Annotated in this window: 22 protein-coding genes; 10 read left to right on the forward strand and 12 right to left on the reverse strand. The window is 54.7% G+C overall.

What is annotated here, in order from left to right; all coding sequences use genetic code 11:
* The first annotated feature begins 2 nt into the window (after window positions 1-2).
* Window positions 3-1,088, forward strand: a complete 1,086-nt coding sequence (locus I2D83_RS06005) for an ABC transporter ATP-binding protein (RefSeq protein ID WP_181830605.1) — start codon at window positions 3-5, stop codon at window positions 1,086-1,088.
* Here the strand turns inward: I2D83_RS06005 and I2D83_RS06010 are convergent, their stop codons facing one another.
* Entirely contained in the window at window positions 1,089-1,523 is a 435-nt protein-coding gene (locus I2D83_RS06010) for a GNAT family N-acetyltransferase (RefSeq protein WP_015841291.1), read from the reverse strand.
* Window positions 1,524-1,675: 152 nt separating this feature from the next.
* On the opposite strand from I2D83_RS06010, the gene hpt reads away from it, so the two are divergent.
* Entirely contained in the window at window positions 1,676-2,209 is a 534-nt protein-coding gene (gene hpt, locus I2D83_RS06015) for a hypoxanthine phosphoribosyltransferase (RefSeq protein WP_172644812.1), read from the forward strand.
* 58 nt (window positions 2,210-2,267) lie between these two features.
* On the opposite strand, the gene can is transcribed toward hpt, so the two are convergent.
* Window positions 2,268-2,909 carry a carbonate dehydratase gene (can, locus tag I2D83_RS06020; protein WP_010280785.1) on the reverse strand — a complete coding sequence of 214 codons (642 nt, stop codon included), beginning with the start codon at window positions 2,907-2,909 and terminating at the stop codon, window positions 2,268-2,270.
* Between the two features lie 480 nt (window positions 2,910-3,389).
* On the opposite strand from can, the gene I2D83_RS06025 reads away from it, so the two are divergent.
* The gene (locus I2D83_RS06025) at window positions 3,390-4,322 is read left to right on the forward strand and encodes an ABC transporter ATP-binding protein (protein WP_181848669.1); all 933 of its coding nucleotides are present in this window, start codon (window positions 3,390-3,392) and stop codon (window positions 4,320-4,322) included.
* On the forward strand, window positions 4,319-5,089 hold the full coding sequence (locus tag I2D83_RS06030) for an ABC transporter permease (protein WP_015841289.1): 771 nt from the start codon (window positions 4,319-4,321) through the stop codon (window positions 5,087-5,089). Before I2D83_RS06025 ends, I2D83_RS06030 begins: the two co-directional genes overlap by 4 nt.
* Window positions 5,090-5,134: 45 nt before the next feature.
* Here I2D83_RS06030 and panD read toward each other — a convergent pair whose 3' ends face one another.
* The 9 genes from panD to thpR all read right to left on the reverse strand — a co-directional run bounded on the left by panD (window position 5,135) and on the right by thpR (window position 12,878).
* A complete protein-coding gene (gene panD / locus I2D83_RS06035; RefSeq protein ID WP_015841288.1) occupies window positions 5,135-5,515 on the reverse strand; it encodes an aspartate 1-decarboxylase in 381 nt (126 codons plus the stop codon).
* Window positions 5,516-5,532: 17 nt separating this feature from the next.
* A complete protein-coding gene (gene panC, locus I2D83_RS06040) occupies window positions 5,533-6,387 on the reverse strand; it encodes a pantoate--beta-alanine ligase (protein WP_015841287.1) in 855 nt (284 codons plus the stop codon).
* 171 nt (window positions 6,388-6,558) lie between these two features.
* Complete coding sequence (panB, locus tag I2D83_RS06045) at window positions 6,559-7,356, reverse strand: 3-methyl-2-oxobutanoate hydroxymethyltransferase (RefSeq protein WP_205947714.1); 798 nt, start codon at window positions 7,354-7,356, stop codon at window positions 6,559-6,561.
* Window positions 7,357-7,472: 116 nt separating this feature from the next.
* Window positions 7,473-7,970, reverse strand: coding sequence for a 2-amino-4-hydroxy-6-hydroxymethyldihydropteridine diphosphokinase (gene folK / locus I2D83_RS06050; RefSeq protein ID WP_015841285.1), 498 nt, complete (start codon window positions 7,968-7,970; stop codon window positions 7,473-7,475).
* A complete protein-coding gene (gene pcnB, locus I2D83_RS06055; RefSeq protein WP_155116519.1) occupies window positions 7,970-9,382 on the reverse strand; it encodes a polynucleotide adenylyltransferase PcnB in 1,413 nt (470 codons plus the stop codon). Before pcnB ends, folK begins: the two co-directional genes overlap by 1 nt.
* A 139-nt stretch (window positions 9,383-9,521) precedes the next feature.
* Window positions 9,522-10,562, reverse strand: a complete 1,041-nt coding sequence (gene gluQRS / locus I2D83_RS06060) for a tRNA glutamyl-Q(34) synthetase GluQRS (protein ID WP_241007279.1) — start codon at window positions 10,560-10,562, stop codon at window positions 9,522-9,524.
* A gap of 127 nt (window positions 10,563-10,689) precedes the next feature.
* Entirely contained in the window at window positions 10,690-11,145 is a 456-nt protein-coding gene (gene dksA, locus I2D83_RS06065; RefSeq protein WP_010280759.1) for an RNA polymerase-binding protein DksA, read from the reverse strand.
* Window positions 11,146-11,606: 461 nt separating this feature from the next.
* Entirely contained in the window at window positions 11,607-12,311 is a 705-nt protein-coding gene (sfsA, locus tag I2D83_RS06070) for a DNA/RNA nuclease SfsA (protein WP_181848667.1), read from the reverse strand.
* 36 nt (window positions 12,312-12,347) lie between these two features.
* Window positions 12,348-12,878, reverse strand: a complete 531-nt coding sequence (gene thpR, locus I2D83_RS06075; RefSeq protein ID WP_015841281.1) for an RNA 2',3'-cyclic phosphodiesterase — start codon at window positions 12,876-12,878, stop codon at window positions 12,348-12,350.
* A 92-nt stretch (window positions 12,879-12,970) separates the two neighbouring features.
* Here thpR and hrpB point away from each other — a divergent pair, with 92 nt between their 5' ends.
* The 5 genes from hrpB (at window position 12,971) to fhuB (ending at window position 22,377) form a co-directional block, all read left to right on the forward strand.
* On the forward strand, window positions 12,971-15,415 hold the full coding sequence (gene hrpB / locus I2D83_RS06080) for an ATP-dependent helicase HrpB (protein ID WP_205947715.1): 2,445 nt from the start codon (window positions 12,971-12,973) through the stop codon (window positions 15,413-15,415).
* A 102-nt stretch (window positions 15,416-15,517) separates the two neighbouring features.
* Complete coding sequence (gene mrcB, locus I2D83_RS06085) at window positions 15,518-17,995, forward strand: bifunctional glycosyl transferase/transpeptidase (protein WP_205947716.1); 2,478 nt, start codon at window positions 15,518-15,520, stop codon at window positions 17,993-17,995.
* Between the two features lie 618 nt (window positions 17,996-18,613).
* Window positions 18,614-19,411: a Fe3+-hydroxamate ABC transporter ATP-binding protein FhuC gene (fhuC, locus tag I2D83_RS06090; RefSeq protein WP_205947717.1), complete on the forward strand. Its 798-nt coding sequence runs from the start codon at window positions 18,614-18,616 to the stop codon at window positions 19,409-19,411.
* Between the two features lie 16 nt (window positions 19,412-19,427).
* Complete coding sequence (gene fhuD, locus I2D83_RS06095; protein WP_205947718.1) at window positions 19,428-20,354, forward strand: Fe(3+)-hydroxamate ABC transporter substrate-binding protein FhuD; 927 nt, start codon at window positions 19,428-19,430, stop codon at window positions 20,352-20,354.
* A gap of 70 nt (window positions 20,355-20,424) precedes the next feature.
* The gene (gene fhuB, locus I2D83_RS06100; RefSeq protein ID WP_413232276.1) at window positions 20,425-22,377 is read left to right on the forward strand and encodes a Fe(3+)-hydroxamate ABC transporter permease FhuB; all 1,953 of its coding nucleotides are present in this window, start codon (window positions 20,425-20,427) and stop codon (window positions 22,375-22,377) included.
* Window positions 22,378-22,425: 48 nt separating this feature from the next.
* On the opposite strand, the gene I2D83_RS06105 is transcribed toward fhuB, so the two are convergent.
* A complete protein-coding gene (locus tag I2D83_RS06105) occupies window positions 22,426-23,016 on the reverse strand; it encodes a LysE family translocator (RefSeq protein ID WP_180779622.1) in 591 nt (196 codons plus the stop codon).
* Window positions 23,017-23,151: 135 nt separating this feature from the next.
* Between I2D83_RS06105 and I2D83_RS06110 the strand changes: the two genes are divergently transcribed.
* The gene (locus tag I2D83_RS06110; protein WP_181830597.1) at window positions 23,152-24,612 is read left to right on the forward strand and encodes an aminotransferase-like domain-containing protein; all 1,461 of its coding nucleotides are present in this window, start codon (window positions 23,152-23,154) and stop codon (window positions 24,610-24,612) included.
* Window positions 24,613-24,625 lie beyond the last annotated feature (13 nt).

Here is a 24,625-nt window from a genome sequence, read left to right on the forward strand (position 1 = left end):
ACATGGCCGCGTCGATAGATATTCTGAACGTGCAGGCGGTAAGCTGTACATTGCAGCAATCCCCTGTGTTGGAGAACATCTCATTTGCCGTACGCGACGATGAGACAATCTGCCTGCTAGGCCGAAACGGCTGTGGCAAAACGGCGCTATTACAGGTGATAGCGGGTTTGCTACCAATTACTCAGGGCAAGGTTTTGCTGGAAGGTGAACCCGTCAGCTCGCCGCAAGCGTACGTTCTGCCCGAACTGCGTCAGGTTGGTTTGATTTTTCAGGATTACGCGCTCTTTCCGCATCTGACCGTGGAAGGCAACATTGCGTTTGGGCTATATGGCCGCCCTGAAAGCGAGGTGAAGCCAATCTGTGCGGAAATGCTGACGCTCCTGCAGTTGGATGAGGTTGCTGCACGTTATCCACATGAATTATCGAATGAACAGCAACAGCGTCTGGCGATTGCCCGTGCGCTGGCCTGTGAGCCGAAACTGCTGTTGCTGGATGAGCCGTTTCCCGGTCTGGACAGTCAGACCCGTTATCGTCTGATTACCGAATTACGGCAGGTTCTTAAACAGCGGCATGTCGCGGCGGTTTTTGCCACGCATAGCCGGGAAGAAGCCTTTGCCTGCGCCGACCATCTGATTCTGCTGGATGAAGGGAAGATTATGCAGCAGGGTTATCCCTCCGAACTGTACCATCGCCCGAATAGCCGCTTTGTGGCTGATTTTATGGGGAATACAAACTATTTACCCGTGAAAATCATGAGCGACCACCAGTGGCAAAGCCCATTGGGCGATCATCATGCGACTCATCCACTCAATCAGCCGATGGATTCACAGTGCGACTGGATGGTACGACCGGCAGACGTGGCGCTGGCGCTCGATCCCGATGGTCCGGCGTCGATAGAAGATCGGCTGTTTATGGGGACATCAAACTTGTATCGGGTGAAGCTGGGAGAATTGATGCTGTTGGTGCAGACCGGTAACTGGTTTGAACCGGGGCAGCAGGTACGTTTAAGCATTAAGACGGATCCGCCAGTCTTGTATCCTGCTTTACCGGCCGCCAGCACTCCGGCTGACGGCTCTGAAAAGAAATAATTACGCCTCGTCGTGTAAATCTGCCGCAGGCATAAGCCAGGTGCTATTGTGCTTTTCAAACCCTAATTTTGGGTAGTAATCCACCGCCAGCGGCGCGGCCAGCAAAATGATTTTGCAGCCTTTTTCCAGTTGCTGAGCGGTTTGTTGAATCAGTTTCTTGCCTATTCCCGCATGCTGACACTCCTCTGACACCGCCAGGTCGGACAGATAGCAGCAAAAATGAAAATCCGTCACGCTGCGCGCAATGCCAACCAGTGTCTCCCCTTGCCATGCGGAAACCAGCAGGTTGGCGTGCTTAAGCATACCGGCAATCGCGGTCTCATCATCCAGAGGGCGGCGCGGCCCTAATGAGGTTTTCGCCAACAGCTCAACGAACTGCTGGCTGGAAAGCGGGGCATTCACTTTGTAGCAAACATCCACTGATGACGTGCTCATGATGTCTCCTTCATGGTGTGGTTTCTGATATACTTCGCGCGCCTGGGCATTGCCCAGACTGATGTAAACATCAGCATTGGCGCATCATCGATAATGAGTCTGTAATTCTGCCGATGGTGCTGAATACCTTACTTCAAAGAGTTATCAGTATGATGAAACATACCGTGGAAGTCATGATTTCTGAGCAGGAAGTGATGGCGCGGGTTACCGAACTGGGGCAACAGATCAGCGAACACTACCGTGATAGCGGCAGCGATATGGTGCTGGTAGGGCTATTACGCGGATCGTTTATCTTTATGGCCGATTTATGCCGGGCGATCGACGTCCCTCACGAAGTGGATTTCATGACGGCATCCAGCTATGGCAGCGGTATGAACAGTACGCGCGATGTGAAGATCCTGAAAGATCTGGATGAGGATATTCGCGGCAAAGACGTGTTGATCGTTGAAGACATTATCGACTCAGGTAATACGCTGAGCAAAGTACGGGAAATTCTGCAACTGCGTGAGCCGAAATCGCTGGCTATCTGTACGCTGCTGGACAAACCAGAGCGCCGTGAAGTGGCAGTGAAGGTCGAGTGGGTGGGGTTCTCGATTCCTGATGAGTTCGTCGTGGGTTACGGTATCGACTATGCTCAGCACTATCGCCATTTACCTTACGTCGGCAAGGTTGTTCCGCAGGAATAATGACAAGACAAGGCCGATGCCATGAGCGACGCCCAGCGAGTGGGCGTCAGGCAGTGAATCAAGGCAGAGAGGAAATCGCGCGGCGATAACGCTGTTCCAGCGTTTCCCGGTTGGTCGCTGTCACTTCCAGATCGCGCAGACGGCCATCCTGAATACCGTAAACCCAACCGTGTATCGTGACTTTCTGTCCACGCTTCCATGCGGACTGCATGATGGTGGAGTGGCCGAGGTTATACACTTGCTCGACAACGTTGATTTCACAAAGCGTGTTCAGGCGCTGTTCGGGAGGCAATTCCCCCAGCAGCGAACTATGCTTGTACCACAAATCACGGATATGCAGCAGCCAGTTGTTAATCAAACCCAGTTCTGGGTTTTCCACCGCAGCCTGAACGCCGCCGCAGCCGTAGTGGCCGCAGATGATAATGTGTTCGACTTCGAGAACTTCGACGGCATATTGCACGACAGACAGGCAATTGAGGTCGGTGTGAATAACCAGATTTGCGACATTGCGGTGAACAAACAGTTCACCAGGCTCAAGGCTGGTCAGACTTTCCGCAGGTACGCGACTGTCCGAGCATCCAATCCATAGAAAACGGGGACGTTGTGCCTGCGCCAGACGTTCAAAATAGCCAGGATCCTCTTCCACCATCGTTTTAGACCAAAGCTGGTTGTTCGCGATGAGCGTTTCGATTTCTTTCATGAAAGTAAATGACCTGTAACAAACAAGGGGCAGTGGGGAGTAATATAAGGCAACATGCGTCGTTTGAAAAACGATAGTTTATACTCGTCATACTTCAAGTTGCATGTACGTTGGCTGCGCTACTCGGCCCACTCGCGTGGACCTCGCCCCGTTGGGGGCGCTGCAAGCAGCGTTCAAATCTGCCTCTGGCAGATTTGTCAGTCACCCGAATCACTTACCTGAGTAAGCTCATCGGGATGAAATGAGAGACATCCTGTCTCTCACCGGAGGCCAGCCGTTGGCTGGACAAATTCGTTCCCGACGAATTTGTCCTTCTCTTGCCGCGTTACGATGCTCATAGTTGAGCATCGCCCTAAAGAGCCAACGCGTTGCGTTGTTCAAAACGTTAACGTTTTGTCCTGAAACTTGAATTATTTAGAGTATTAATTTGTCACACTTCGAACCTGTAGAACTCACTGATAATAAGGCAATCCATTTCTTATGACATATGCACTGGAACTGGCGCAATTAACCAAAACCTATCCGGGAGGCGTCAAAGCGTTACGGGGGATCGACCTGAACGTGGAAGCGGGGGATTTCTATGCGCTGCTGGGGCCAAATGGCGCGGGAAAATCCACCACGATTGGGATTATCAGTTCGCTGGTGAACAAAACCGCCGGTAAAGTTCGCGTCTTCGGCTATGACCTTGAGCTGGATAAAGTGAATGCGAAACGCCAACTGGGGCTGGTCCCGCAGGAATTTAACTTCAACCCGTTCGAAACGGTATCACAGATTGTGGTTAACCAGGCTGGCTACTATGGCGTGAAACGCCAGGATGCATTGCTGCGTGCCGAAAAATACCTGAAACAGCTGGATCTGTGGGAGAAACGCAGCGAAAAGGCGATGATGTTATCCGGCGGGATGAAGCGTCGTCTGATGATTGCGCGTGCGTTAATGCACGAGCCTAAACTGCTGATTCTTGATGAACCGACCGCCGGTGTAGATATCGAATTACGTCGTTCTATGTGGGGCTTTTTGAAGGAGCTGAACGCACAGGGCACCACGATTATCCTGACGACGCACTATCTGGAAGAAGCGGAAATGTTGTGCCGCAACATTGGGATCATCCAGCGGGGAGAGCTGGTGGAAAATACCTCAATGAAGCAGTTGCTTGGCAAGTTGAAATCAGAAACGTTTATTTTCGATCTGGCGGCGAAAAGCCCACTGCCGCAGCTTGAAGGCTACACGTTCCGCCTGACGGACACGTCAACGCTGGAAGTCGATGTGATGCGTGAGCAAGGTCTGAATGCGCTATTCAGCCAGTTGAACGCACAGGGGATAACGATATTAAGTATGCGTAATAAAGCGAACCGGTTGGAAGAGCTGTTTGTCACGCTGGTGAATGGGACAAGCGGTAAGGGAGATAAGGCATGATGCATTTGTATTGGGTGGCGCTACAGAGTATCTGGGTGAAAGAAGTTACCCGATTTGGGCGTATCTGGATTCAGACGCTGGTGCCGCCAGTGATCACCATGACGCTGTATTTTATTATTTTTGGCAACTTGATTGGTTCACGCATTGGCGAAATGCATGGTTTTACCTACATGCAGTTTATCGTGCCGGGTTTGATCATGATGGCGGTGATCACCAACGCGTATGCCAATGTGGCCTCTTCCTTCTTCAGCGCCAAGTTTCAACGCAATATTGAGGAACTGCTGGTTGCACCAGTGCCGACTCACGTGATTATCGCGGGCTATGTTGGCGGGGGTATCGCTCGTGGCCTGTGCGTGGGAGTTTTGGTAACGGCGGTATCGCTGTTCTTCGTCCCGCTGCACGTTCATGCCTGGTGGGTCATTGTTCTGACGCTGTTATTGACGGCAATGCTGTTCTCGCTGGCGGGATTATTGAACGCGGTATTTGCGAAAACCTTTGATGATATCAGCCTGATTCCGACGTTTGTGTTAACGCCGCTGACCTATCTGGGCGGGGTGTTTTACTCACTGACGCTGCTGCCACCGTTCTGGCAGGCTGTGTCTAAACTGAACCCGGTGGTGTACATGATTAGCGGCTTCCGTTACGGTTTCCTCGGAATTCAGGACGTGCCGCTGCTATTCACGATGTCGGTACTGATTGCCTTTATCGTGGTGTTTTATCTGCTGGTCTGGTGGCTGATTGAACGCGGGCGCGGGTTGCGGACGTAGTATGTGAATGAGAAGGCGGTGGTAACACCGCCTTTTGCTTAGCGATCAGGCAACCTGAACCGGAATCGCTTTGGCCTGACGTTGCAGCTCGTTATCGCCAGAGAAATAAGCAACCTTGGGGTTGTGGCTTCTGGCTTGCTCGTCGGACATCTGCACATAGGAACAGATAATCAGTTTGTCGCCCACGCAGGCAAGGCGAGCGGCGGCGCCGTTTACGGAGATAATGCGTGAACCTCTTTCTCCCGCAATCGCGTAGGTAGAGAAACGCTGACCGTTATCAACGTTGTAGATATCAATCGCTTCGTATTCCAGAATGCCAGCGGCATCCATGAAATCCTGATCGATGGCGCAAGAGCCTTCATAATGCAAGTCAGCCTGAGTCACTTTGACCCGGTGCAGCTTGCCTTGCAGCATGGTACGTATCATCGCTTTGTTACCTCGGTTCATACAGTCAAATCGACCTGGTGGTTATCAATCAATCTGGCCTTGCCTAACCAGGCAGCCATCAAAATCACTGCTCGTGTGCTGGCAGTGTTCAGCGGTTGTAGCGTATCAGCATCGCGGATGAATAGTTCATCAGGCGTAAAGCCCGCTTCGCGCAACTGCTCTGCGGTTTGTTCCAGCATGGTCTCTATCTGGCGATCGCCGTTGTCCAACTGCGCTGAAAGCGCCATCATCAGCTGATAAAGTATGGGTGCCAGTTGGCGTTCTTCAGCACTGAGATAACCATTACGCGAGCTCAATGCCAAACCGTCTTTGGCACGCACGATAGGGACACCGATGATATCAATGTCATAACCCATATCGCGGACGAGCTGCCGAATCAGCGCTAACTGCTGGTAATCTTTTTCACCGAAGCAGGCTACATCCGGCTGTACCAGATTGAACAGCTTGCTGACGATGGTGGCTACGCCGCGAAAATGGCCGGGACGGCTGGCGCCTTCCAACATAGAAGACAGTCCAGGCACATCGACAAACGTTTGCGACTCCAGTCCATTTGGGTATATCACATCCGGGCTCGGTGCGAAAACCAGATCGGCACCGCGGCGATTCAATTTCTCGCAGTCTTCCTGCAACGTCCGGGGGTAGCGGGCTAAATCATCTGGCCGCTCAAACTGCATGGGATTGACAAAAACGCTGACAATAACGATATCGGCGCGAGCTCTGGCTTCATCGACCAGCGTCATGTGCCCGTCATGCAAGTTACCCATGGTGGGAACCAAAGCAATGCGTTTCCCTTCCTGACGCCAGCGACGGACTTCGCGGCGCAGCAGCAGAGGGGTTTCGATTATTAACACACTCGTACTCCTAAAAAATATACCCGTCATACTTCAAGCTGCATGTGCGTTGGCTACGTTCACTCACCCGAATCACTTACTCAAGTAAGCTCATCGGGATTCTTTCTCTTGCCGCCTTCCTGCAACTCGAATTATTTAGGGTATAAGTCCGATTAACGGAATGCTCGTTTTTTAATGAAATGAATGTTCTTCGGCCGGATAGATACCCTGTTCGACTTCTTGTGCATACAGGCCTACCGCCGCGCGGATATCACCGCCGCTTTGCGCCAGAAAGTTCTTGGCAAACTTAGGCGTTTTGTCACCGGTAATGCCGAAAGCATCATGCATAACCAGAATCTGCCCGTCGGTAACGTTGCCTGCGCCAATGCCGATCACTGGAATCGATAGCGCGTCGGTGACGCGTTTAGCCAGCGCGACCGGTACGCATTCCAGCACGAGCAGCTGCGCTCCTGCTTCTTCAAGCGCGAGCGCATCAGCTAGCAGTTGATTAGCATCGCTTTCGCTCCGCCCCTGAATTTTATAGCCACCGAAGATGTTAACGGACTGCGGCGTCAGACCCAAATGACCGCAAACTGGCACGGCGCGTTCGGTCAGCATTTTTACCGTCGGTGCAAGCCAGCTTCCGCCTTCCAGTTTCACCATATTCGCGCCTGCGCGCATTAGCTCTGCGGCCTGGCTGAAGGTTTGTTCCGGTGTGGCATAGGTCATAAAAGGCATGTCGGAGAGAACCAGCGCCAGCGGTGCGCCACGGCGAACACATTGGGTGTGGTAAACGATATCGCTGGTGGTTACAGGTAAGGTGGAATCGTGACCCTGCACGGTCATGCCCAGTGAGTCACCTACCAGCATCACACGGATGCCTTGTTCAAAAAACAGGCGAGAGAAGCTGGCGTCGTAAGCCGTAATCGTAGCGAATTTTCGCTGCTCTTGTTTCCATTGGCGCAAATGGGAGATAGTCGTCGGTTTCATGACGGTCTTCCTATGTCAATAGGGCGAAGAATTGAGGGGGACATTCTAATGTAAGCTGACGAGTAGCGATATACCCGTCGCGCTTCAATCTGCTTGTAGGTAGGCTTTATTATGGCTTAGGCGGGATTGCTGTTGTCCCACAATGTCAGACCGTTGCGATCGACATGGGTTAGCCGTTGGGCGAGTGTTTCACCGTCGGGGAATGTCAGTTCAGGGGCGATTTCCGCGAGCGGGTAGAGCATGAATTCGCGATTCTTCATGTCGTAATGCGGCACGGTCAGGCGTTCAGTCTGGATGACGGTATCGCTGAACAGCAGAATGTCCAAATCCAACGTGCGCGGCCCCCAGCGGTGTTCCTTACGTTCACGGCCTTGTTCCAGCTCGATTGCCTGTGTGCGATCGAGAAGCGACTCGGGGGCTAATTCAGTTTCCAGCTCAACGACGGCATTCAGGTAATCCGGCTGATCCTGCGGGCCGAGCGGACGACTACGGTAAAACGAGGAGCAGTGAACGACGCGGGTTTGTGGAATCGCATCCAGCGCAGCCAGTGCAGCGCGTACCTGTTGCAAAGGCTGGGCAAGGTTGCTGCCCAGCGCCAGATACACTCGTGCCATCAGGCTTGATCCCTGCGTGTCGTAGTCGGTTTACGCGGGCGGCGAGGGCGGGAGCGACGGTGTGGCGTCGGGCCATCATCCAACGATTTCAGCATGTTTTGCTGGCGTGGCGGCGCAGCAACCTGGAATTCCCCCCACCACTGAGCCAGACGCAGCAGCTCCTGATGGTTTTCAATTTCGGCACGCAGGCAAAGCAGGTCATACGCGGCACGGAATTTAGGATGTTCCATCAGCTTATAAGCGCGTTTACCCTGACGACGAGACAGACGCGTTTGCAGTTGCCAGATATCACGGACTAACGAAGTAATGCGTTTAGGAATCGCCAGAGAACGGCATTGTTCATCCAGTACATCGTTTGTTGCCAGTGAGAAGGCATCAAAGTAGGCCAGACCACTTTCCTGAGCCAGCTTTTGTGCATGTTCAATCAGCGGGTACCACAGCATGGCAGAGAACAAAAATGCCGGATTGACCCGCATATTGTTTTGCAGGCGCTGATCGGTATTTTTCAATACCTGTGCAACCATACGCTCCAGCGTAGAATCGCCGTTTGGTGTGAAATAGCGACTCAACAGCGGGAAAAGCGGCTGGAACAGCTGATATTCACACAGCATTTTATAGGTTGGATAGCCATGCCCTGACTGAAGCAGCTTCAGCGACTCTTCAAACATACGCGCAGCAGGGATATCGTGCAGCAGCGAGGCCAGACGAGGAATTGGTTCGGCGGTTTCCGGGCTGACCGTCATGTTCAGCTTGGCGGCAAAACGGACGGCGCGCAGCATACGCACCGGGTCTTCACGGTAGCGTGTTTCAGGATCGCCAATCATACGGATGACGCCCTGACGCAGATCGTTCAGGCCACCGGTATAGTCACGGACGCTGAAATCAGCGATGCTGTAATAGAGGCTATTGATCGAGAAATCGCGACGCTGGGCGTCTTCTTCAACCGAGCCGAAAATATTGTCGCGTAGCAGCATGCCGCTCTGTGCCTGCTGAGAAGAATTCTTGGTTTCCTGCTGTTCCTGATGCTGATCGTGGTGACCACGGAACGTGGCAACTTCAATCACCTCTGGCCCGAACATAATATGGGCGAGACGGAAACGACGTCCAACCAAGCGGCAGTTGCGGAACAACTTGCGCACCTGATCGGGTGTGGCGTTAGTGGTGATATCAAAATCCTTCGGCTTTTTACCCAGCAGCAGGTCGCGTACGCCGCCGCCAACCAGATAAGCCTCGTAGCCCGCTTTGTTCAGGCGATAAAGTACTTTCAGCGCGTTATCGCTGATGTCGCTGCGTGAAATAGTGTGTTGGTCACGCGGAATCACCGTCAGATGCTGATGTGGTTCCTCTAATTCGACCATGTCGTTCTCACGATTCAGTACTTTACGGCAAAAATTAGCAACTCGGGAAAAGATAATACACCTCGATAGTGATGGATAAATCAACGGCACAGCAAAAAACGTCCGGGAGACATTTTTGACATCGCCCCGGTGACGGCCTGCAAGGGTGACGGCTAAGAATGGCGCGTCACTAAAAATAGCGGCTAATCATAGCTCACCAATGCCCCTTTGAGAATGCTGATGTGATCGCGGACGCGTTTATTGCCGCCTGTAGCGGGATGACATCAAGGGACCAGTGCGCGACAGACCATGCCAGCAGTGCAGAAAGCGTCATGTCCTGAGCGTGTTCCGGCAGCGGTTGATGCAAAAATTGCAGTGCGGCAAGCAGCACGGGACGCGGATCGCTAGTCGGTAACGCCGGTGCATGATTTTGTTTGGAAAGCTTATTTCCGTCTGTATTCAGAACCAGCGGCAGATGAACATAGGTCGGGATCGCATAGCCTAACTGCTGATAGAGCGAAATTTGTCGGACTGTTGGCTCGATGAGATCGGCGCCGCGTACGATCTCCGTAATACCCTGATCGTTATCGTCGATCACGACGGCCAGATTATAGGCAAATAGTCCGTCGCGGCGGTGAATAATAAAATCTTCCTGCGCGAGTGCCGTGTCGGCATACAACTCACCACGCAATCTATCGTGAAAATGGAATACTGGCGTCGTTTGGCGCAGGCGTAGTGCGGCGTTGTCGGCGGGAAGATTACGCGTCCGACAATAGCCGTCATAGTGCCCACCTAGCTGCTGAATACGGCTACGCGTACAGGTGCAGTAATAACTCATTCCCTGCTGTTGTAACTGCTGAAGAATCTCACGGTAACGTGCATGGCGTTGTGACTGGTAAATCACATCGCCGTCCCAGTACAGGCCGTAGTGTTCTAACTGGGCAAGTATGCGGGAGGCGGCACCGGGAATTTCCCGTGGCGGATCGATGTCTTCAATGCGTACCAGCCAACGCCCTTGTTGGGAACGCGCTTGCAGATAACTACCCAGTGCGGCGATGAGTGAGCCAAAATGCAGATCGCCAGAGGGAGAAGGCGCAAAACGTCCGACATAGTGGTCGGTTTCAGTAAAGGGTGGTGATTCAGGAGAAGGGCTGGTTTCAGCAAGACGATTAATTTCAGTAAAACTATTAGCTTCAGTAAAACCATTAATTTCAGCAAAACGGTTTTTTTCGGTACAACCAGCGGTTCCAGACATAAGAGGTTGGTGCTATCTCGTCAGCGTTTTATCCAGACAAGAAGATAGAGTGATGAACATCATTCATCAGCGGTAACATGCCTGGAGCCGGCTCCTGCGGGGCAGGAGCCGATTCTGAGCAGGAAGATTATCCTGCCATTTGCTTTTCGCGTATCTCTGCCAATGTTTTGCAGTCGATACACAGATCGGCGGTCGGACGTGCTTCCAGACGGCGGATGCCAATCTCGACGCCACAGGATTCGCAGAATCCGAAATCCTCTTCTTCGATTTTCACCAGTGTTTTGGCGATTTTCTTGATCAGTTTGCGCTCACGGTCACGGTTACGCAGTTCGAGACTGAACTCTTCTTCCTGCGCAGCACGATCCACGGGATCGGGGAAATTAGCGGCTTCATCGCGCATGTGCGATACAGTTCGATCCACTTCATCCATGAGTTGGTTGCGCCATGCTTCAAGAATACGCTTGAAATGAGCCAGCTGAGCGTCGTTCATATACTCTTCGCCCGGCTTCTCCTGGTACGGCTCTACTCCGGCAATTGCGAGAATGCTCAGAGAAGATGTCTTACGGTTTTGCCCTTCTTGCATGTTGCTTCTCCTACATAACACGACACGCATAATACCCTTTTATGCAGTGAAGTTGCGGCGTTGTCGACCAGAACTTCAGCTATCTGGGTATATCGGCCCCAAAGGGGGAAAAAACAGGCCGCTATAAATAGCAGATGGAGATGGGGTTGGCAATGCTTCCTGACACCGGCCTGATAAAGTGTGAGGAACAACCTGCTTATACCTGTCATACTTCAAGTTGCATGTGCGTTGGCTTCGTTTAGTCACCCGAATCACTTACCTATGTAAGTGATTCGGGACTCCTTCCCTTGCCGCATTACGAGACTCATAAATGAGCCTCGCCCTTACGGGCCAACGCTTTGCATTGTTCAAAACGCTAACGTTTTGTCCTGAAACTCGAATTATTTAGGGTAACCATTAAATAATAAACAATGTGTTACGCCTTTGGTGGTACGTTCGGCGTGTTATGCAATGCTTGTGTGTCATCCCAACAACGGTAACTTGTGCGTCAATGTAATACCGTCAGGGCATAATGTGGAGCCGTAACATAAAATTTCAACCCCTGCCCGTTGTGCTTCTGTAAATAATTCCGCATAGCGTGAATCAATATGCCGTGCGGGAGAAACCTGCTGGATTCCTGAATGGAGCACCGCGAAAAAAAGCACCGCACGTTTTCCATTAGAAACCATCTGTTGCAGCTCACGCAGATGCTTTTGCCCTCTGAGTGTAACTGCATCGGGAAAGTAACCACATTCATGTTGCAATAATGTGACTGATTTCACCTCAATATAGCAGTCAATCTTGTCCGGCGCCTGTAAAAGCAGGTCGACTCGGCTATTTTCCGTACCGTATCTCACTTCCGTTTTTACGTCTGAATAGCCCGACAGTTCTTCTACGCGATTCTCCAATAAGGCTTCGTATAATAATGTGTTGGCACGCAGAGTATTGACACAAATCCAGTGATTTTGTTGCGTTTCTGTCAGCTCCCAGCTGTGCGGATACTTACGTTTAGGGTTATCGGATGTGGAGTACCAGACAGTATCGCCGGGCGTCGCACAGCCCGTCATCGCGCCAGTATTGGCACAGTGCAGCGTGAGCGTCTCGCCTTCCGGGGTCACGACATCGGCCAAAAAGCGTTTGTAACGTTTAATCAATCGGGCGGGTTGTAAACGTGGGGTATAGTTCATGCGTATCCTGTTTTATGCGTTTATTCGCCTACTCACTTATTTGATAAATGACCAGCTTTCCAACTGCTGATAGCGGGTTTTACCATTGTCGAAGAGTGACTCGTAAAGCGAGAATTGCGTCATATCGACCTGCCAACTGAAGGTTGCGGGGGGAATCGCAACAGGACGAGTCGCGCCGCGCAATAGCGTAATGTGTGGATGAAAAGGTAATGCCGTTTGATAACAGCCGTTGCGTGCAGCTTGAGAACGCAACAGTTCCGCGAGCTGTAGCAGGCCACGCGGCGCGCGGCGGCAGCCCAACCAGACAACGCCGGGGCGCGGCCAGTGTCCGGCGTCATTCAGCGTAAGGGAAAAGGCGGGCTGACGGATGCGGCCTGCCAATGTCTGTAAGACCTGTGCTTTTTGTTCACTCACGTCACCCAAAAAAGCCAGCGTCAGATGAAGATTGGCCGCCGCGACCGGACGACCCGCTTCCAGAGGGAAGTGCTCGGCACGCCAGCGGATAATCTCTTGCTGTGTGGTTTCCGGTAGTGATAGGGCAAAAAACAGGCGGCGAGGGGCTGACATGGCGATCTCTCTGTTCTGATTCCATCAGATGCTACATTTATCCTGATGCTACAATGCTCGCCGCTGAAAGTTAACCTTATACGGAGATGTCTGTGATTTTACCGCCCGTCAGCGCCGTGCTGGACGATGTCATAACGGCGCTACATACCGCGCCTCAGGTGCTGCTCAATGCCCCTACAGGAGCGGGGAAATCGACCTGGCTGCCGTTGCAATTGCTACAACAGGGCAACGTGAACGGTCGCATCATCATGCTGGAACCGCGTCGTCTGGCGGCGAAAAGCGTGGCCTGGCGACTGGCGCAGCAGCTCGGTGAGGAACCGGGACAGACGATAGGGTATCGCATGCGGTCAGAAAGCCGGGTGAGTGACGCAACGAAGCTGGAAGTCGTCACCGAAGGGATGCTAACCCGTTTGCTGCAACAGGATGCGGAGCTGCAAGGTGTAGCGCTGATCATCCTTGATGAATTTCATGAGCGCAGTGTGCAGGCCGATTTGGCATTGGCGCTGCTGCTCGATGTGCAGCAAGGGCTACGCGACGATTTAAAACTGCTGATTATGTCCGCAACGCTCGACAATGCGCGGCTGGCGTCGCTGCTGCCGGAAGCCACCTGCGTGGTTTCCGAAGGTCGCAGCTATCCGGTTGAGCGGTGCTATGCGCCGTTAAATAATCAGGAGCGTTTGGAAGACGGCGTTGCGCGACAGGTGCGACGTTTGCTCAATGAAGAAGACGGTTCGTTGCTGCTGTTTTTGCCCGGCGTCGCGGAGATTCGACGTGTGCAGGTGCTGCTGGAAAATAGCGTGTCGAGCGAGACGGATCTCTGTCCGTTATACGGCGCATTGACGCTGGCGGAACAGCAAAAGGCGATTCTGCCCGCTGAACCGGGGCGTCGCAAGGTGGTGTTAGCCACCAATATTGCAGAAACCAGTCTGACGATTGAAGGGATCCGGCTGGTGGTGGATAGCGGTCTTGAACGTGTCGCCAGCTTTGATGTGAAAAGCGGCGTTACCCGACTGGTGACACAGCGAATCAGTCAGGCCTCTATGGTGCAGCGCGCCGGGCGTGCCGGACGGTTAAGCCCCGGTATTTGCTGGCATCTGTGCTCGCGTGAACAGGCAGAACGCGCAGCGGCGCAAAGCGAAGCTGAGATACTGAATAGCGATTTAAGTAGCGTCTGGCTGGACTTATTACAGTGGGGCTGTACCGATGTCGCGCAGTTAACCTGGCTGGATACACCACCCGCTCCCGCGCTGTATGCCGCCCGCAAGCTGCTACGTCAGCTTGGTATTACCGATGAGCAAGATCGGCTGACCGCTGAAGGACGGAAGATCGCCGCACTCGGCAGTGATGCGCGTCTGGGGACGATGTTGTATGCCGCGTCACAGCAAAGTTCAGAAGCGTTGGCCACCGCGGGGTGTCTGGCAGCGATACTCGAAGAGCCGCCACGTAGCGGGTCGATTAATCTGGCTGACTGGTTACATCGCCCATTACCGCACTGGTTGCGGCGGGCAAAGCAGCTGACGCGCCGTTTATCGACGGTTTCGGGACAAATTGACAGCGGAGAAGCTGACTGGCTGCTGGCGCAGGCTTTCCCAGACCGCATTGCCCGGCGGCGCAGTCAGGATGGGCGCTACCAGCTTGCTAACGGAAGCGGCGCGATGATGTCGGCTGATGAGGCGTTATCAGGCACGGAGTGGTTGCTGGCTCCGGCGCTCTTACAAAATAATCAGAACGCAGAGGCACGGATCCTGCTGGCGTTGCCGCTGGATATTGAGCGGCTGGAACGGCGGCTACCCGGACTAATAAATGAACATAACGTGGTGCACTGGGACGAAGAAAAGGGTACTCTGCGCGCCAGCCAGCGTGACCAGATAGGTTGCCTGACCCTGAGAACACGCCCGCTGAACAAGCCTTCCGATGAAGCACTGCAGCAGGCGCTGTTATCCTGGATTCGGGAGCAGGGGATTGATGCATTAAACTGGGACGCCACGGCGTTGCAGCTACGCGCCCGGCTACAGTGTGCTCATCAGTGGTTGCCTGAAGTTGACTGGCCGCGAGTGGATGATGAAACGCTGCTGGCAACGCTGGAAATCTGGCTACAGCCGTCACTGTCCGGCGTGCGTGATTTACGAGCGCTGCACCAGATTAGTTTGAGCGATGCGCTGCTGCGGCTGTTGGACTGGCCTCTGCGCCAGCGGCTGGATAGCGCATTGCCCACGCACTACACGGCACCCGGAGGCAGTCGCTTGCCTATTGCCTATTATGACGATAAACCCCCGGTGCTGTCGGTACGGATGCAGGAAATGTTCGGCGAGCAGCAGAGCCCGCTGCTGGCGGAAGGTCGTGTGGCGCTGGTGTTGGAGCTTTTATCGCCAGCACAGCGTCCACTACAGATTACGCGTGATTTAGCCGCATTTTGGCAAGGCACGTACCGCGAGGTGCAAAAAGAGATGAAGGGGCGTTACCCCAAGCATGTCTGGCCGGACGATCCGGCGAATACGGCTCCAACGAGGCGTACCAAGAAATATCAGAATCACTAATTTCAGACGTTTCCGCTTTCCCAAAAAAGGGGCTGGAAACAGAGTAGGCGGCTTGAGCGCAGAGCAGATAGCCGTGAACAACCTGATGGAGAAGTTATTGTAATGTCTCGGGATGACCGCGAACCTATCGGACGTAAAGGGAAAGCGCCAAAACGTAAGCCTGAACGCAAACAGGCCATACGACGTCGCAGGGATGACGACTATGATGATGATGACTATGACGATTATCAGGACGACTATGACAACGATGACGACGACGGCGATGACACCATGACGCGGAAATCGCAGAGAAGACGGCGCTGGCTGGGGCTGGCTATCAAGCTGTTCCTGATCTTTGCCGTCGCGATGGCAATCTATGGCGTGTATCTCGACAGCCAGATCCGCAGCCGTATTGAAGGCAAAGTCTGGCAGTTGCCTGCCGCCGTCTATGGCCGTATGGTCAACCTTGAGCCGGGTATGGCCTATAGCCAGAAAGAGATGATCAGCCTGCTGGAAGGTATGCAATACCGTCAGGTGAGCCGCATTACCCGTCCGGGTGAATTCAGTGTGCGCGGCAACAGCATCGACATGCTGCGCCGTCCGTTTGATTTCCCTGATGGGAAAGAAGGGCAGATTCAGGCGCGCCTGACGTTTGCCAACGATCGTCTGTCGCAGATCCAGAATCTGGATAATCAGCGCAACTTCGGCTTTTTCCGTCTCGATCCAAAACTGATCACCATGATGCAGTCGCCGAATGGCGAACAGCGTTTATTCGTGCCGCGTTCCGGCTTCCCCGATCTGCTGGTTGATACGCTGGTCGCGACCGAAGACCGCCATTTTTATGAACATGATGGTATTAGCCTGTACTCGATTGGCCGTGCGTTTTTAGCCAACATCACGGCAGGACGCGCGGTACAGGGCGGCAGTACGCTGACGCAGCAGTTGGTTAAGAACCTGTTCCTGACTAATGAACGTTCGCTGTGGCGTAAAGCCAACGAAGCCTATATGGCGCTGATCATGGATTATCGCTACAGCAAGGATCGTATCCTTGAGCTGTATCTCAACGAGGTGTACCTCGGTCAGAGCGGTAACGATCAGATCCGCGGTTTCCCGCTTGCCAGCCTGTACTATTTTGGTCGTCCGGTGAATGAACTGAGTCTCGATCAGCAGGCACTGCTGGTGGGCATGGTGAAAGGGGCGTCGCTGTACAATCCGTGGCGTAATCCGGAGATTACGTTAGAGCGACGCAATCTGGTGCTGCGCCTGTTGCAGAATCAGCAGGTGATTGATGCCGATCTGTACAACATGCTGAGCGCGCGTCCGTTGGGCGTCCAGCCGAAAGGCGGCGTCATCAGCCCTCAGCCTGCGTTTATGCAGCTAGTGCGTCAGGAACTGCAACAGCGGCTTGGCGACAAGGTTAACGATCTCTCCGGCGTGAAGATCTTTACCACGCTCGATCCGGTCTCGCAGGATGCGGCGGAAAAAGCGGTAGAGGTCGGCGTTCCGGCACTGCGCGCAGGCCGTAACGTGAGCGATCTGGAAGCGGCGATGGTAATTGTCGATCGTTTTAGCGGTGAAATTCGCGCGATAGTTGGCGGCTCTCAAACGCAGTACGCCGGGTTTAACCGTGCGTTACAGGCGCGTCGCCCCGTCGGGTCGTTGGCGAAACCGCCGACCTATCTGACCGCGCTGAGCCAGCCGGACACTTATCGTCTGAACACCCTGCTGGCGGATGAGCCGCTGTCGATCAAGCAAGCTAACGGTCAGCTATGGCAGCCGAAGAACTACGATCGTGAGTTCCGCGGCCGTGTCATGCTGGTCGATGCGCTGGCGAACTCGCTGAACGTTCCGACCGTTAATCTGGGGATGGCTGTGGGGCTGGATCAGATCACGGCAACGCTGAAGCGTCTGGGGATCCCGGAAAACGTGATTCAACCTGTACCAGCGATGCTGCTGGGGGCGATCAGTCTGACGCCGATGGAAGTAGCGCAGGAATACCAGACGATCGCCAGCGGCGGCAACCGTGCACCGCTTTCCTCGTTGCGGTCAGTGATTGCGGAAGATGGCACGGTGCTGTACCAGAGCTTCCCGCAGGCTGAACGGGCGGTTCCTGCACAGGCGGCCTATCTGACGCTGTATGGTATGCAGCAGGTTGTCGAACGTGGGACGTCACGTTCGCTGGCGGTGAAATTCCCGAATTATCATCTGGCGGCGAAAACGGGGACCACCAATGACCTGCGTGACAGCTGGTTTGCCGGAATCGACGGTAAAGAAGTGGCGATTAGCTGGGTAGGGCGCGATAACAACGGCCCGGCCAAGTTGACGGGGGCGAACGGTGCGCTGACGATTTATCGTCGCTATCTGGAAAACCAGACGCCTCTGCCGCTCATGTTGACGCCGCCGGAAGGCATTACGACCATGACGGTGGATGCCAGCGGTAACTTTATCTGTAACGGCAGCAGTGCCGGACGTGTCTTGCCAGTCTGGACGGATAACCCGCAGGCGCTGTGTCAGGCCAGCCAGCCGCAGCCTTCCGCACAGCAGGGACAACAAGATGGAGAAGGCGTCGCCGACTGGATCAAACAAATGTTTGGTCAATAATCTATCGTTGCTTCAACTAGTTGCCGTCTCTTAGCTATATCTTATGCAGCCTGAGAGACGGTTTCGTGCGCTTACAATACGGTTATTTTATGCTACCGCGTAGCACGCGCCCGACACGAGGCGACTCAAACGCCGCCGCCCCGTGACCCCAGGCTTTCGGCGGAAATTATGCCGCTGACGCGGTACCTTCGTCGGTATCTGGCTTAGCGGACCGCTTGCGACACGTTCCCTACGTGGCGCAAGCTTTCGCCGCGTCCTGCGGCTCATCCGAAGCCAGCTACCTCCTCAGCATAATTTTTTACGCCTGACCACGGCAAAAACCGCGATACTTCTAGACTTGTGTATAAGGGACAGGATTAATTTGGGGGTATTTTTTTGTGCCTGCTATTTTGAGACGAGCACCGCATCCTGCCTGAGACCGCTTTTCCTGTCATGCCATTCCGGTTCCGACAGGTAAAAGTCTTGCGATTGGTATTCTGTTGCGCCTATCATGCTGCCTTTATCGTAATCATTATCGTTCTCTTTTAGCCCGGTTGTTACGCGGGGAATTCGAGAGTGACGGGCGTTGCGATCGCGGCTTACTCCTGTCCTTCAGTGACACTAAAAACCAAAAACGCTATGCAAAATCAAACTGTACTGCCTGATACCACCTTCAGACTGGACGACGTCAGCTTTTCCGTCGCCGGGCGCACGCTACTACATCCGCTCTCCATCACATTCCCTGTCGGGAAAGTATGCGGTCTGATTGGGCATAACGGCTCAGGTAAATCGACCTTGCTGAAAATACTGGGCCGTCACCAGCCTGCCAGCAGCGGAACGGCATTGCTGGGAGAACAGGTGATTGGAAGCTGGGACAGCAAATTGTTCGCCCGTCAGGTGGCTTATTTACCGCAGCAGCTTCCTGCCGCCGAAGGGATGACCGTGCGTGAACTGGTTGCTGTAGGGCGTTACCCGTGGCATGGCGCATTAGGCCGTTTCGGTAGTGCCGATCGGGAAAAGGTCGAAGAAGCCATCACGCTGGTAGGACTAAAGCCATTCGCGAATCGTCTGGTGGATAGCCTGTCCGGCGGTGAACGGCAACGAGCCTGGCTGGCGATGACGGTGGCGCAGGATAGCCGCTGCCTGTTACTGGATGAACCGACCTCCGCACTGGATATTGCCCATCAGGTTGAGGTGCTGGCACTGATCCAGCATATGAGCCGCGAGCGCGGTATCACCGTCATTGCGGTGTTGCATGATATCAATATGGCTGCCCGCTACTGCGATCACTTGGTGGCGCTGCGGGGCGGCAACATGATTGCGCAAGGTGAGCCTGTCGCGCTGATGCAAGGGGACGTGCTGGAAAACATCTACGGTATTCCCATGGGCATTCTGCCTCATCCGGCTGGTGGCGCACCGGTCAGCTTCGTTTGTTAACTCGGTTTTTCTGCTCATGATGCCTGAACGTTTTTCTTCTCCATCCTCTCCCGATCCGCTACGCCGTCGTTTGCTGACGGCGCTGCTACTGTCGCCGCTGGTGTATTCGGCGGCGAGCAGAGGAGCCACGACCACATTTCCCGATCTACACCGTATCGTGGCGCTGGAATGGTTGCCCGTTGAGCTGCTTCTGGCGCTAGGCATTACCCCCTTTGCGATCGCGGATAAGCATAACTATAACCTGTGGGTGAAAGAGCCTGCGCTGCCTGACTCGGTGATTGATGTGGGGCTGCGTACCGAGCCGAATATGGAGTTGCTGACGCAGATTCGCCCGTCCATGATTCTTTACTCTGAAGGCTACGGCCCTTCGGTCGCGAAAATGTCCCGCATCTCTCCGATGCTGGGTTTTGGCTTTAGCAGTGAACAGGGTAAACCGCTGACGGCGGCACAGTCCTCGGTCATGAAACTGGCCGATGCGCTAAATATGAAGGCGGCTGGGGAACGGCACCTGACGGAGCTGGCGCAGTTTCTCCAGCAGGAAAAAATCACGCTTCAACCTTATACCCAGCGGCCGCTGTTACTGATTACATTGGTCGATAGTCGCCATGTGTTGGTGATTGGCAAGAACAGCCTTTTTCAGGAAGTGATGGATCATATCGGGATAGAAAATGCCTGGCGTGGTGAAACCAGCTTCTGGGGCAGTACGATTGTGGGTATTGAAAGTCTGGCGGAGATCGGCGATGCCAACGTGCTCTGCTTCGAGCATGGCGATAGCGCCATTATCGCGCAGCTTGATAAGAACCCGCTCTGGCAGGCGATGCCGTTTGTGCGTCAACGGCGTGTGCAACGCGTGCCTGCCGTCTGGCTGTATGGAGGGACGCTTTCGGCGATGCGCTTCTGCCGCGTATTGAATCAGGCCATGGAGGCGAGAAATCATGCCTAGCCCTCTGTCTGTCGGTTCCTCACACGCGCACCAGCGCGTTGGTCATCCTCTGGTGCTGCCAGTGGTCGTGATGGGTTTTCTGCTGATCGTGATGCTGGGAATGGGCAGCTACAATTTGCAGCAGCAATTACCGGTATCACAATGGGTTGCAGGGCTGACTCAGCCCGTTCAGGACAATATGCAACAGCTTCTGTTTCATTACAGCCTGTTGCCACGCATGGTGCTGGCGCTGCTGATTGGGGCGGGGTTGGGGCTGTGCGGCGTGCTATTCCAGCAGGTCTTGCGTAATCCGCTGGCCGAGCCGTCAACGCTGGGGATTGCTACGGGCGCACAGCTCGGGATCACGGTCGTCACGCTGTGGGCGCTGCCTGGCGGTGCCGTGATCCAGCAGGCCGCAGCCATGATAGGGGCGCTTGTGGTTGGCGCGTTGGTTTTTGGCGTCGCCTGGGGTAAGCGTTTATCACCAGTGACGCTGATACTGGCGGGGCTGGTGCTGAGTTTCTACTGTAGCGCGGTCAATCAACTGCTGGTGCTCTTCCATCATGAGCAACTTCAGGGCTTATTCCTGTGGAGCAGCGGCGTACTAAACCAGCAAGACTGGAGCAATGTGCAGTTCGTGCTTCCGCGTCTTCTGGTGTGTTTCTGTCTGGCGCTGCTTCTGATTCGCCCGCTAACGCTGTTGGGGCTGGATGACGGCGTCGCGCGTAATCTGGGGCTTGGGCTGTCGCTGGCACGTCTGAGCGCGCTTGGGTTGGGGATTTTCCTGTGTGCGCAGTTGGTGAATGCGGCGGGCATTATTGGTTTTATCGGCCTATTTGCGCCGCTGTTGGCGAAAATGTTGGGCGCACGGCGTTTACTTCACCGTCTCTTATTCGCGCCGTTGCTCGGTGCGTTGCTGCTCGGTGTTGCCGATCAGGGCGTGATCTGGCTGAGCCGCGTGTGGCTTGACGTCCCAACGGGCGCAGCGACGGCGCTGATTGGTGCGCCGCTGCTGCTGTGGCTGCTGCCGCGTCTGCGCAATAGCGGCCAGCCCGCGATGACCGACAGTAACAGCACGCCAGCAGTTGAACGTCGCCTGTGGGGAACCTGGCTGGTACTTGGCATCATGCTGCTGGGAATAGTCGTGGGCGCAGCGCTGATGCTAGGGAAAGACGCGCAAGGCTGGCAGTGGGGCGGCGGCGATGTGTTCGGTCAACTGCTCTCATGGCGCTGGCCGCGGGTGCTGGCGGCGCTCACGGCTGGCGTGATGCTGGCGGTCGCGGGAACGTTAATACAGAAGCTGACGGGTAACCCGATGGGGAGCCCGGAAGTGCTGGGGATTAGCTCCGGTGCGTCGTTTGGCGTCATTATTTTGCTGTTCTTCGTTCCCGGTAATGCGTTCGTGTGGCTGCTTCCGGCTGGTAGTGCAGGGGCGGCGTTGACGCTGCTGATCATGGTGATGATTGCCGGACGTGGTGGTTTCTCCACGCAGCGTATGCTGTTGGCTGGGATCGCGCTGAGCATGGCGTTCACCACCGTGATCGCGCTGCTGTTGGCCAGTGGCGATCCGCGCATGGGAACCGTGCTGACCTGGCTGTCGGGCTCAACCTACGCGGTCGAACCGACAGACGCGATACGCACGGCGGTGATTGCCCTTCTGCTGCTATTGATCGTCCCGCTGTGCCAGCGCTGGCTGCGTATTCTGCCGCTTGGCACCACAACGGCCAGAGCACTTGGCGTGGCTGTCACGCCAGTTCGTCTGCTGGTTTTGCTGCTGGCATCGGTGCTGACCGCGATGGCAACGTTGATGGTCGGGCCGATGAGCTTTGTCGGGTTAATGGCACCGCATATGGCGCGGATGCTGGGCTTTAACCGCGTGTTGCCGCAAATCGCCAGCTCGGCATTGATTGGTGGCGCGCTGATGGTTATTGCGGACTGGTGCGGCCGAATGATCCTCTTTCCGGCACAGGTTCCGGCGGGGCTGCTCGCGACGTTTATCGGTGCGCCTTACTTTGTTTATCTGCTCCGCAAGCAGGTGAAATAACGATAACGCGGGCTGAGGCGGGAAGAAAAACCCGCCTCAGCCGTGTGATTAGCGGGAGAGATTGATGGCTTCAACCAACATCCAGCATGTGGTGAGTAGCAAAGAGAACGCCATAATGCCGTTGAAGGCTTTCAGTTTCCACGGTTCCTGAAGATGTTTGCCGATACGATCGCCGAGCGCTGCCCAGACTAAAACGCAGGGCAGATTGAGTGCCATAAAGGCGATGACCGTGGTGAAAAGGCCACCGCTGGCGGTATAAAGCAGCGCGATGTTGCTGGCCATTAGCCAGGTCTTCGGGTTCACCGCTTGAAATAGCGTTCCTTGCAGTGCAGTCATCGGCTGTACTCGCCCTTGTAATTCCGGTGCCGATGAGCGCACGATTTTCCACGATAGCCACAGCAGATAGACGCACCCCAGCACGGTCAGAGGGAGGCGAATAACGCTCATCCAGCTCAGCAGAAGTTCCAGGGCCACACCCATCAGTGCCGTTTGTATTCCACAGCCAACGGTAATTCCCACCATCATCGGTAACGTACGACGCAGGCCAAAATTGACGCCTGAGGTTGCCAGCAGCAGATTATTGGGGCCTGGCGTGATGGACATGACGGTGACGTAGCTGAAAAAAGAAGGGTCGAGCATGGTGTTATCCTGGTGATGGGGAAGAGCACTATAGTAGGCAGAAAAAATAAATGGTTACAGATACACAAAACGATTATTGTGATGGGTACAAATTGCATTAATCGTTAACTGTACTCATCGGCTGGCGGGGGAACTGTGTCCATCATCGACTCACAAGAAAGTACGCTCTATCAACAGCTCGCGGAAACCTTCGCCACGGCGATTCATCAAGGGACGTTAGCGCCGGGAAGCCGCTTGCCTTCTATTCGTCGCGTCGCCGGATCGCATCAGGTGAGTGTCAACACGGTATTGAATGCCTGGCGTATTCTCGAAGATCGCGGGTTGATCGAAGCGCGGCCGCAGTCGGGCTATTTTGTTCGAGGTCGTCTGCCGTCGCTGACGGAAAGTAAGCCGCATCGTGCGCAGGTGATTGTGCCGGGCAGTGAGAAACTGGATCTGATTGATACCGTTTTTGCTGCCCAGACACACCCGGATTACACCAACATATCTCTGGCGTGCCCACAGCATGCCGATTTCTATCCGACCGAAAAGATTAGCCGTATTACCGCTTCCCTATTGCGGCGACAGCCCGACCTGATTGGCCGTTATGCGCTACCGCCGGGCAGTGAGCGACTGCGGCGCGAAGTGGCGCGGCGTGCGATGGATTTGGGCATGACCCTGACTCGTGAAGACATCACGATCACCCACGGCTGTATGGAGGCGCTACAGCTGGCATTGCGCACGGTAACGCAGCCGGGCGACTGTGTCGGGCTGGAAACGCCAACCTATTTTTATCTCTTTCCTCTGCTGGCCAGTCTGGGATTGAAAACGGTGGAGATTCCCACCGATCCACAACGCGGCCTCGCGCTGGATGCGCTGGAACTGCTGCTGTCAGAAGGGCGGCTACAGGCGATTATCGCGATGCCGAACGCACAGAATCCGCTAGGGTGCAGTATGACGCTAGAGGATAAAAAGCGGCTGGCAAAGCTGGTGAATGACTATCAGGTGCCGCTTATTGAGGATGGGTTATACAGCGAACTTCAGTTTACCTGGCCGCTGTCGCCGACGGTGAAAGCCTTCGACCGCGAAGGCTGGGTGATTTACTGTTCCAGCTTCACGAAAACGCTGGCACCGGATTTTCGCATTGGCTGGATGGCGTCGGGCCGTTTCCGTGCCAAAGTTGCACGGCTGAAAGCGGTCTCGTCAATGGCGGAATCGGCGCTGCTATCGGAAACACTGGCGCAGTTTCTGGAGTCCGGCGGTTACGATCACCATCTGCGTACGCTGCGCCGTCGCTATGCCGCACAGATGGATGAGGCTCGTGGGCTCATCGCACGACATTTTCCACAGGGGACGCGGGCGACGCAGCCGCAGGGCGGTTTTGTCTTCTGGCTGGAATTACCGGGCGGGGTGGATGGTGTTGAATTGTTCCATCGCCTGCTGCAAGAGCAGATTTGCGTCACGCCCGGCGAGCTTTACACGCTGAGCGGGCGCTGTAAGCACGGGCTTCGGCTATCGTGCTGCTACCCGTTTGATGAACGCTATACGTATGCGCTTAAGCGCGCGGGGGCGCTGGCGTGTGAGATGAGCGGTATCGGGCCGGGTAGCGCAACGTAGTCTTACTTCTATG

The organism is Pectobacterium aroidearum (assembly GCF_015689195.1).
GTDB classification, from domain to species: Bacteria; Pseudomonadota; Gammaproteobacteria; order Enterobacterales; family Enterobacteriaceae; genus Pectobacterium; species Pectobacterium aroidearum.

Coding starts and splice junctions, on each gene's coding strand:
- I2D83_RS06005 (WP_181830605.1), top strand. CDS start 3: ATGGCCGCGTCGATAGATATTCTGAACGTGCAGGCGGTAAGCTGTACA.
- I2D83_RS06010 (WP_015841291.1), bottom strand. CDS start 1,523: ATGAGCACGTCATCAGTGGATGTTTGCTACAAAGTGAATGCCCCGCTT.
- hpt (WP_172644812.1), top strand. CDS start 1,676: ATGAAACATACCGTGGAAGTCATGATTTCTGAGCAGGAAGTGATGGCG.
- can (WP_010280785.1), bottom strand. CDS start 2,909: ATGAAAGAAATCGAAACGCTCATCGCGAACAACCAGCTTTGGTCTAAA.
- I2D83_RS06025 (WP_181848669.1), top strand. CDS start 3,390: ATGACATATGCACTGGAACTGGCGCAATTAACCAAAACCTATCCGGGA.
- I2D83_RS06030 (WP_015841289.1), top strand. CDS start 4,319: ATGATGCATTTGTATTGGGTGGCGCTACAGAGTATCTGGGTGAAAGAA.
- panD (WP_015841288.1), bottom strand. CDS start 5,515: ATGATACGTACCATGCTGCAAGGCAAGCTGCACCGGGTCAAAGTGACT.
- panB (WP_205947714.1), bottom strand. CDS start 7,356: ATGAAACCGACGACTATCTCCCATTTGCGCCAATGGAAACAAGAGCAG.
- folK (WP_015841285.1), bottom strand. CDS start 7,970: ATGGCACGAGTGTATCTGGCGCTGGGCAGCAACCTTGCCCAGCCTTTG.
- gluQRS (WP_241007279.1), bottom strand. CDS start 10,562: ATGTCTGGAACCGCTGGTTGTACCGAAAAAAACCGTTTTGCTGAAATT.
- dksA (WP_010280759.1), bottom strand. CDS start 11,145: ATGCAAGAAGGGCAAAACCGTAAGACATCTTCTCTGAGCATTCTCGCA.
- sfsA (WP_181848667.1), bottom strand. CDS start 12,311: ATGAACTATACCCCACGTTTACAACCCGCCCGATTGATTAAACGTTAC.
- thpR (WP_015841281.1), bottom strand. CDS start 12,878: ATGTCAGCCCCTCGCCGCCTGTTTTTTGCCCTATCACTACCGGAAACC.
- mrcB (WP_205947716.1), top strand. CDS start 15,518: ATGTCTCGGGATGACCGCGAACCTATCGGACGTAAAGGGAAAGCGCCA.
- fhuC (WP_205947717.1), top strand. CDS start 18,614: ATGCAAAATCAAACTGTACTGCCTGATACCACCTTCAGACTGGACGAC.
- fhuD (WP_205947718.1), top strand. CDS start 19,428: ATGATGCCTGAACGTTTTTCTTCTCCATCCTCTCCCGATCCGCTACGC.
- fhuB (WP_413232276.1), top strand. CDS start 20,425: ATGGGTTTTCTGCTGATCGTGATGCTGGGAATGGGCAGCTACAATTTG.
- I2D83_RS06105 (WP_180779622.1), bottom strand. CDS start 23,016: ATGCTCGACCCTTCTTTTTTCAGCTACGTCACCGTCATGTCCATCACG.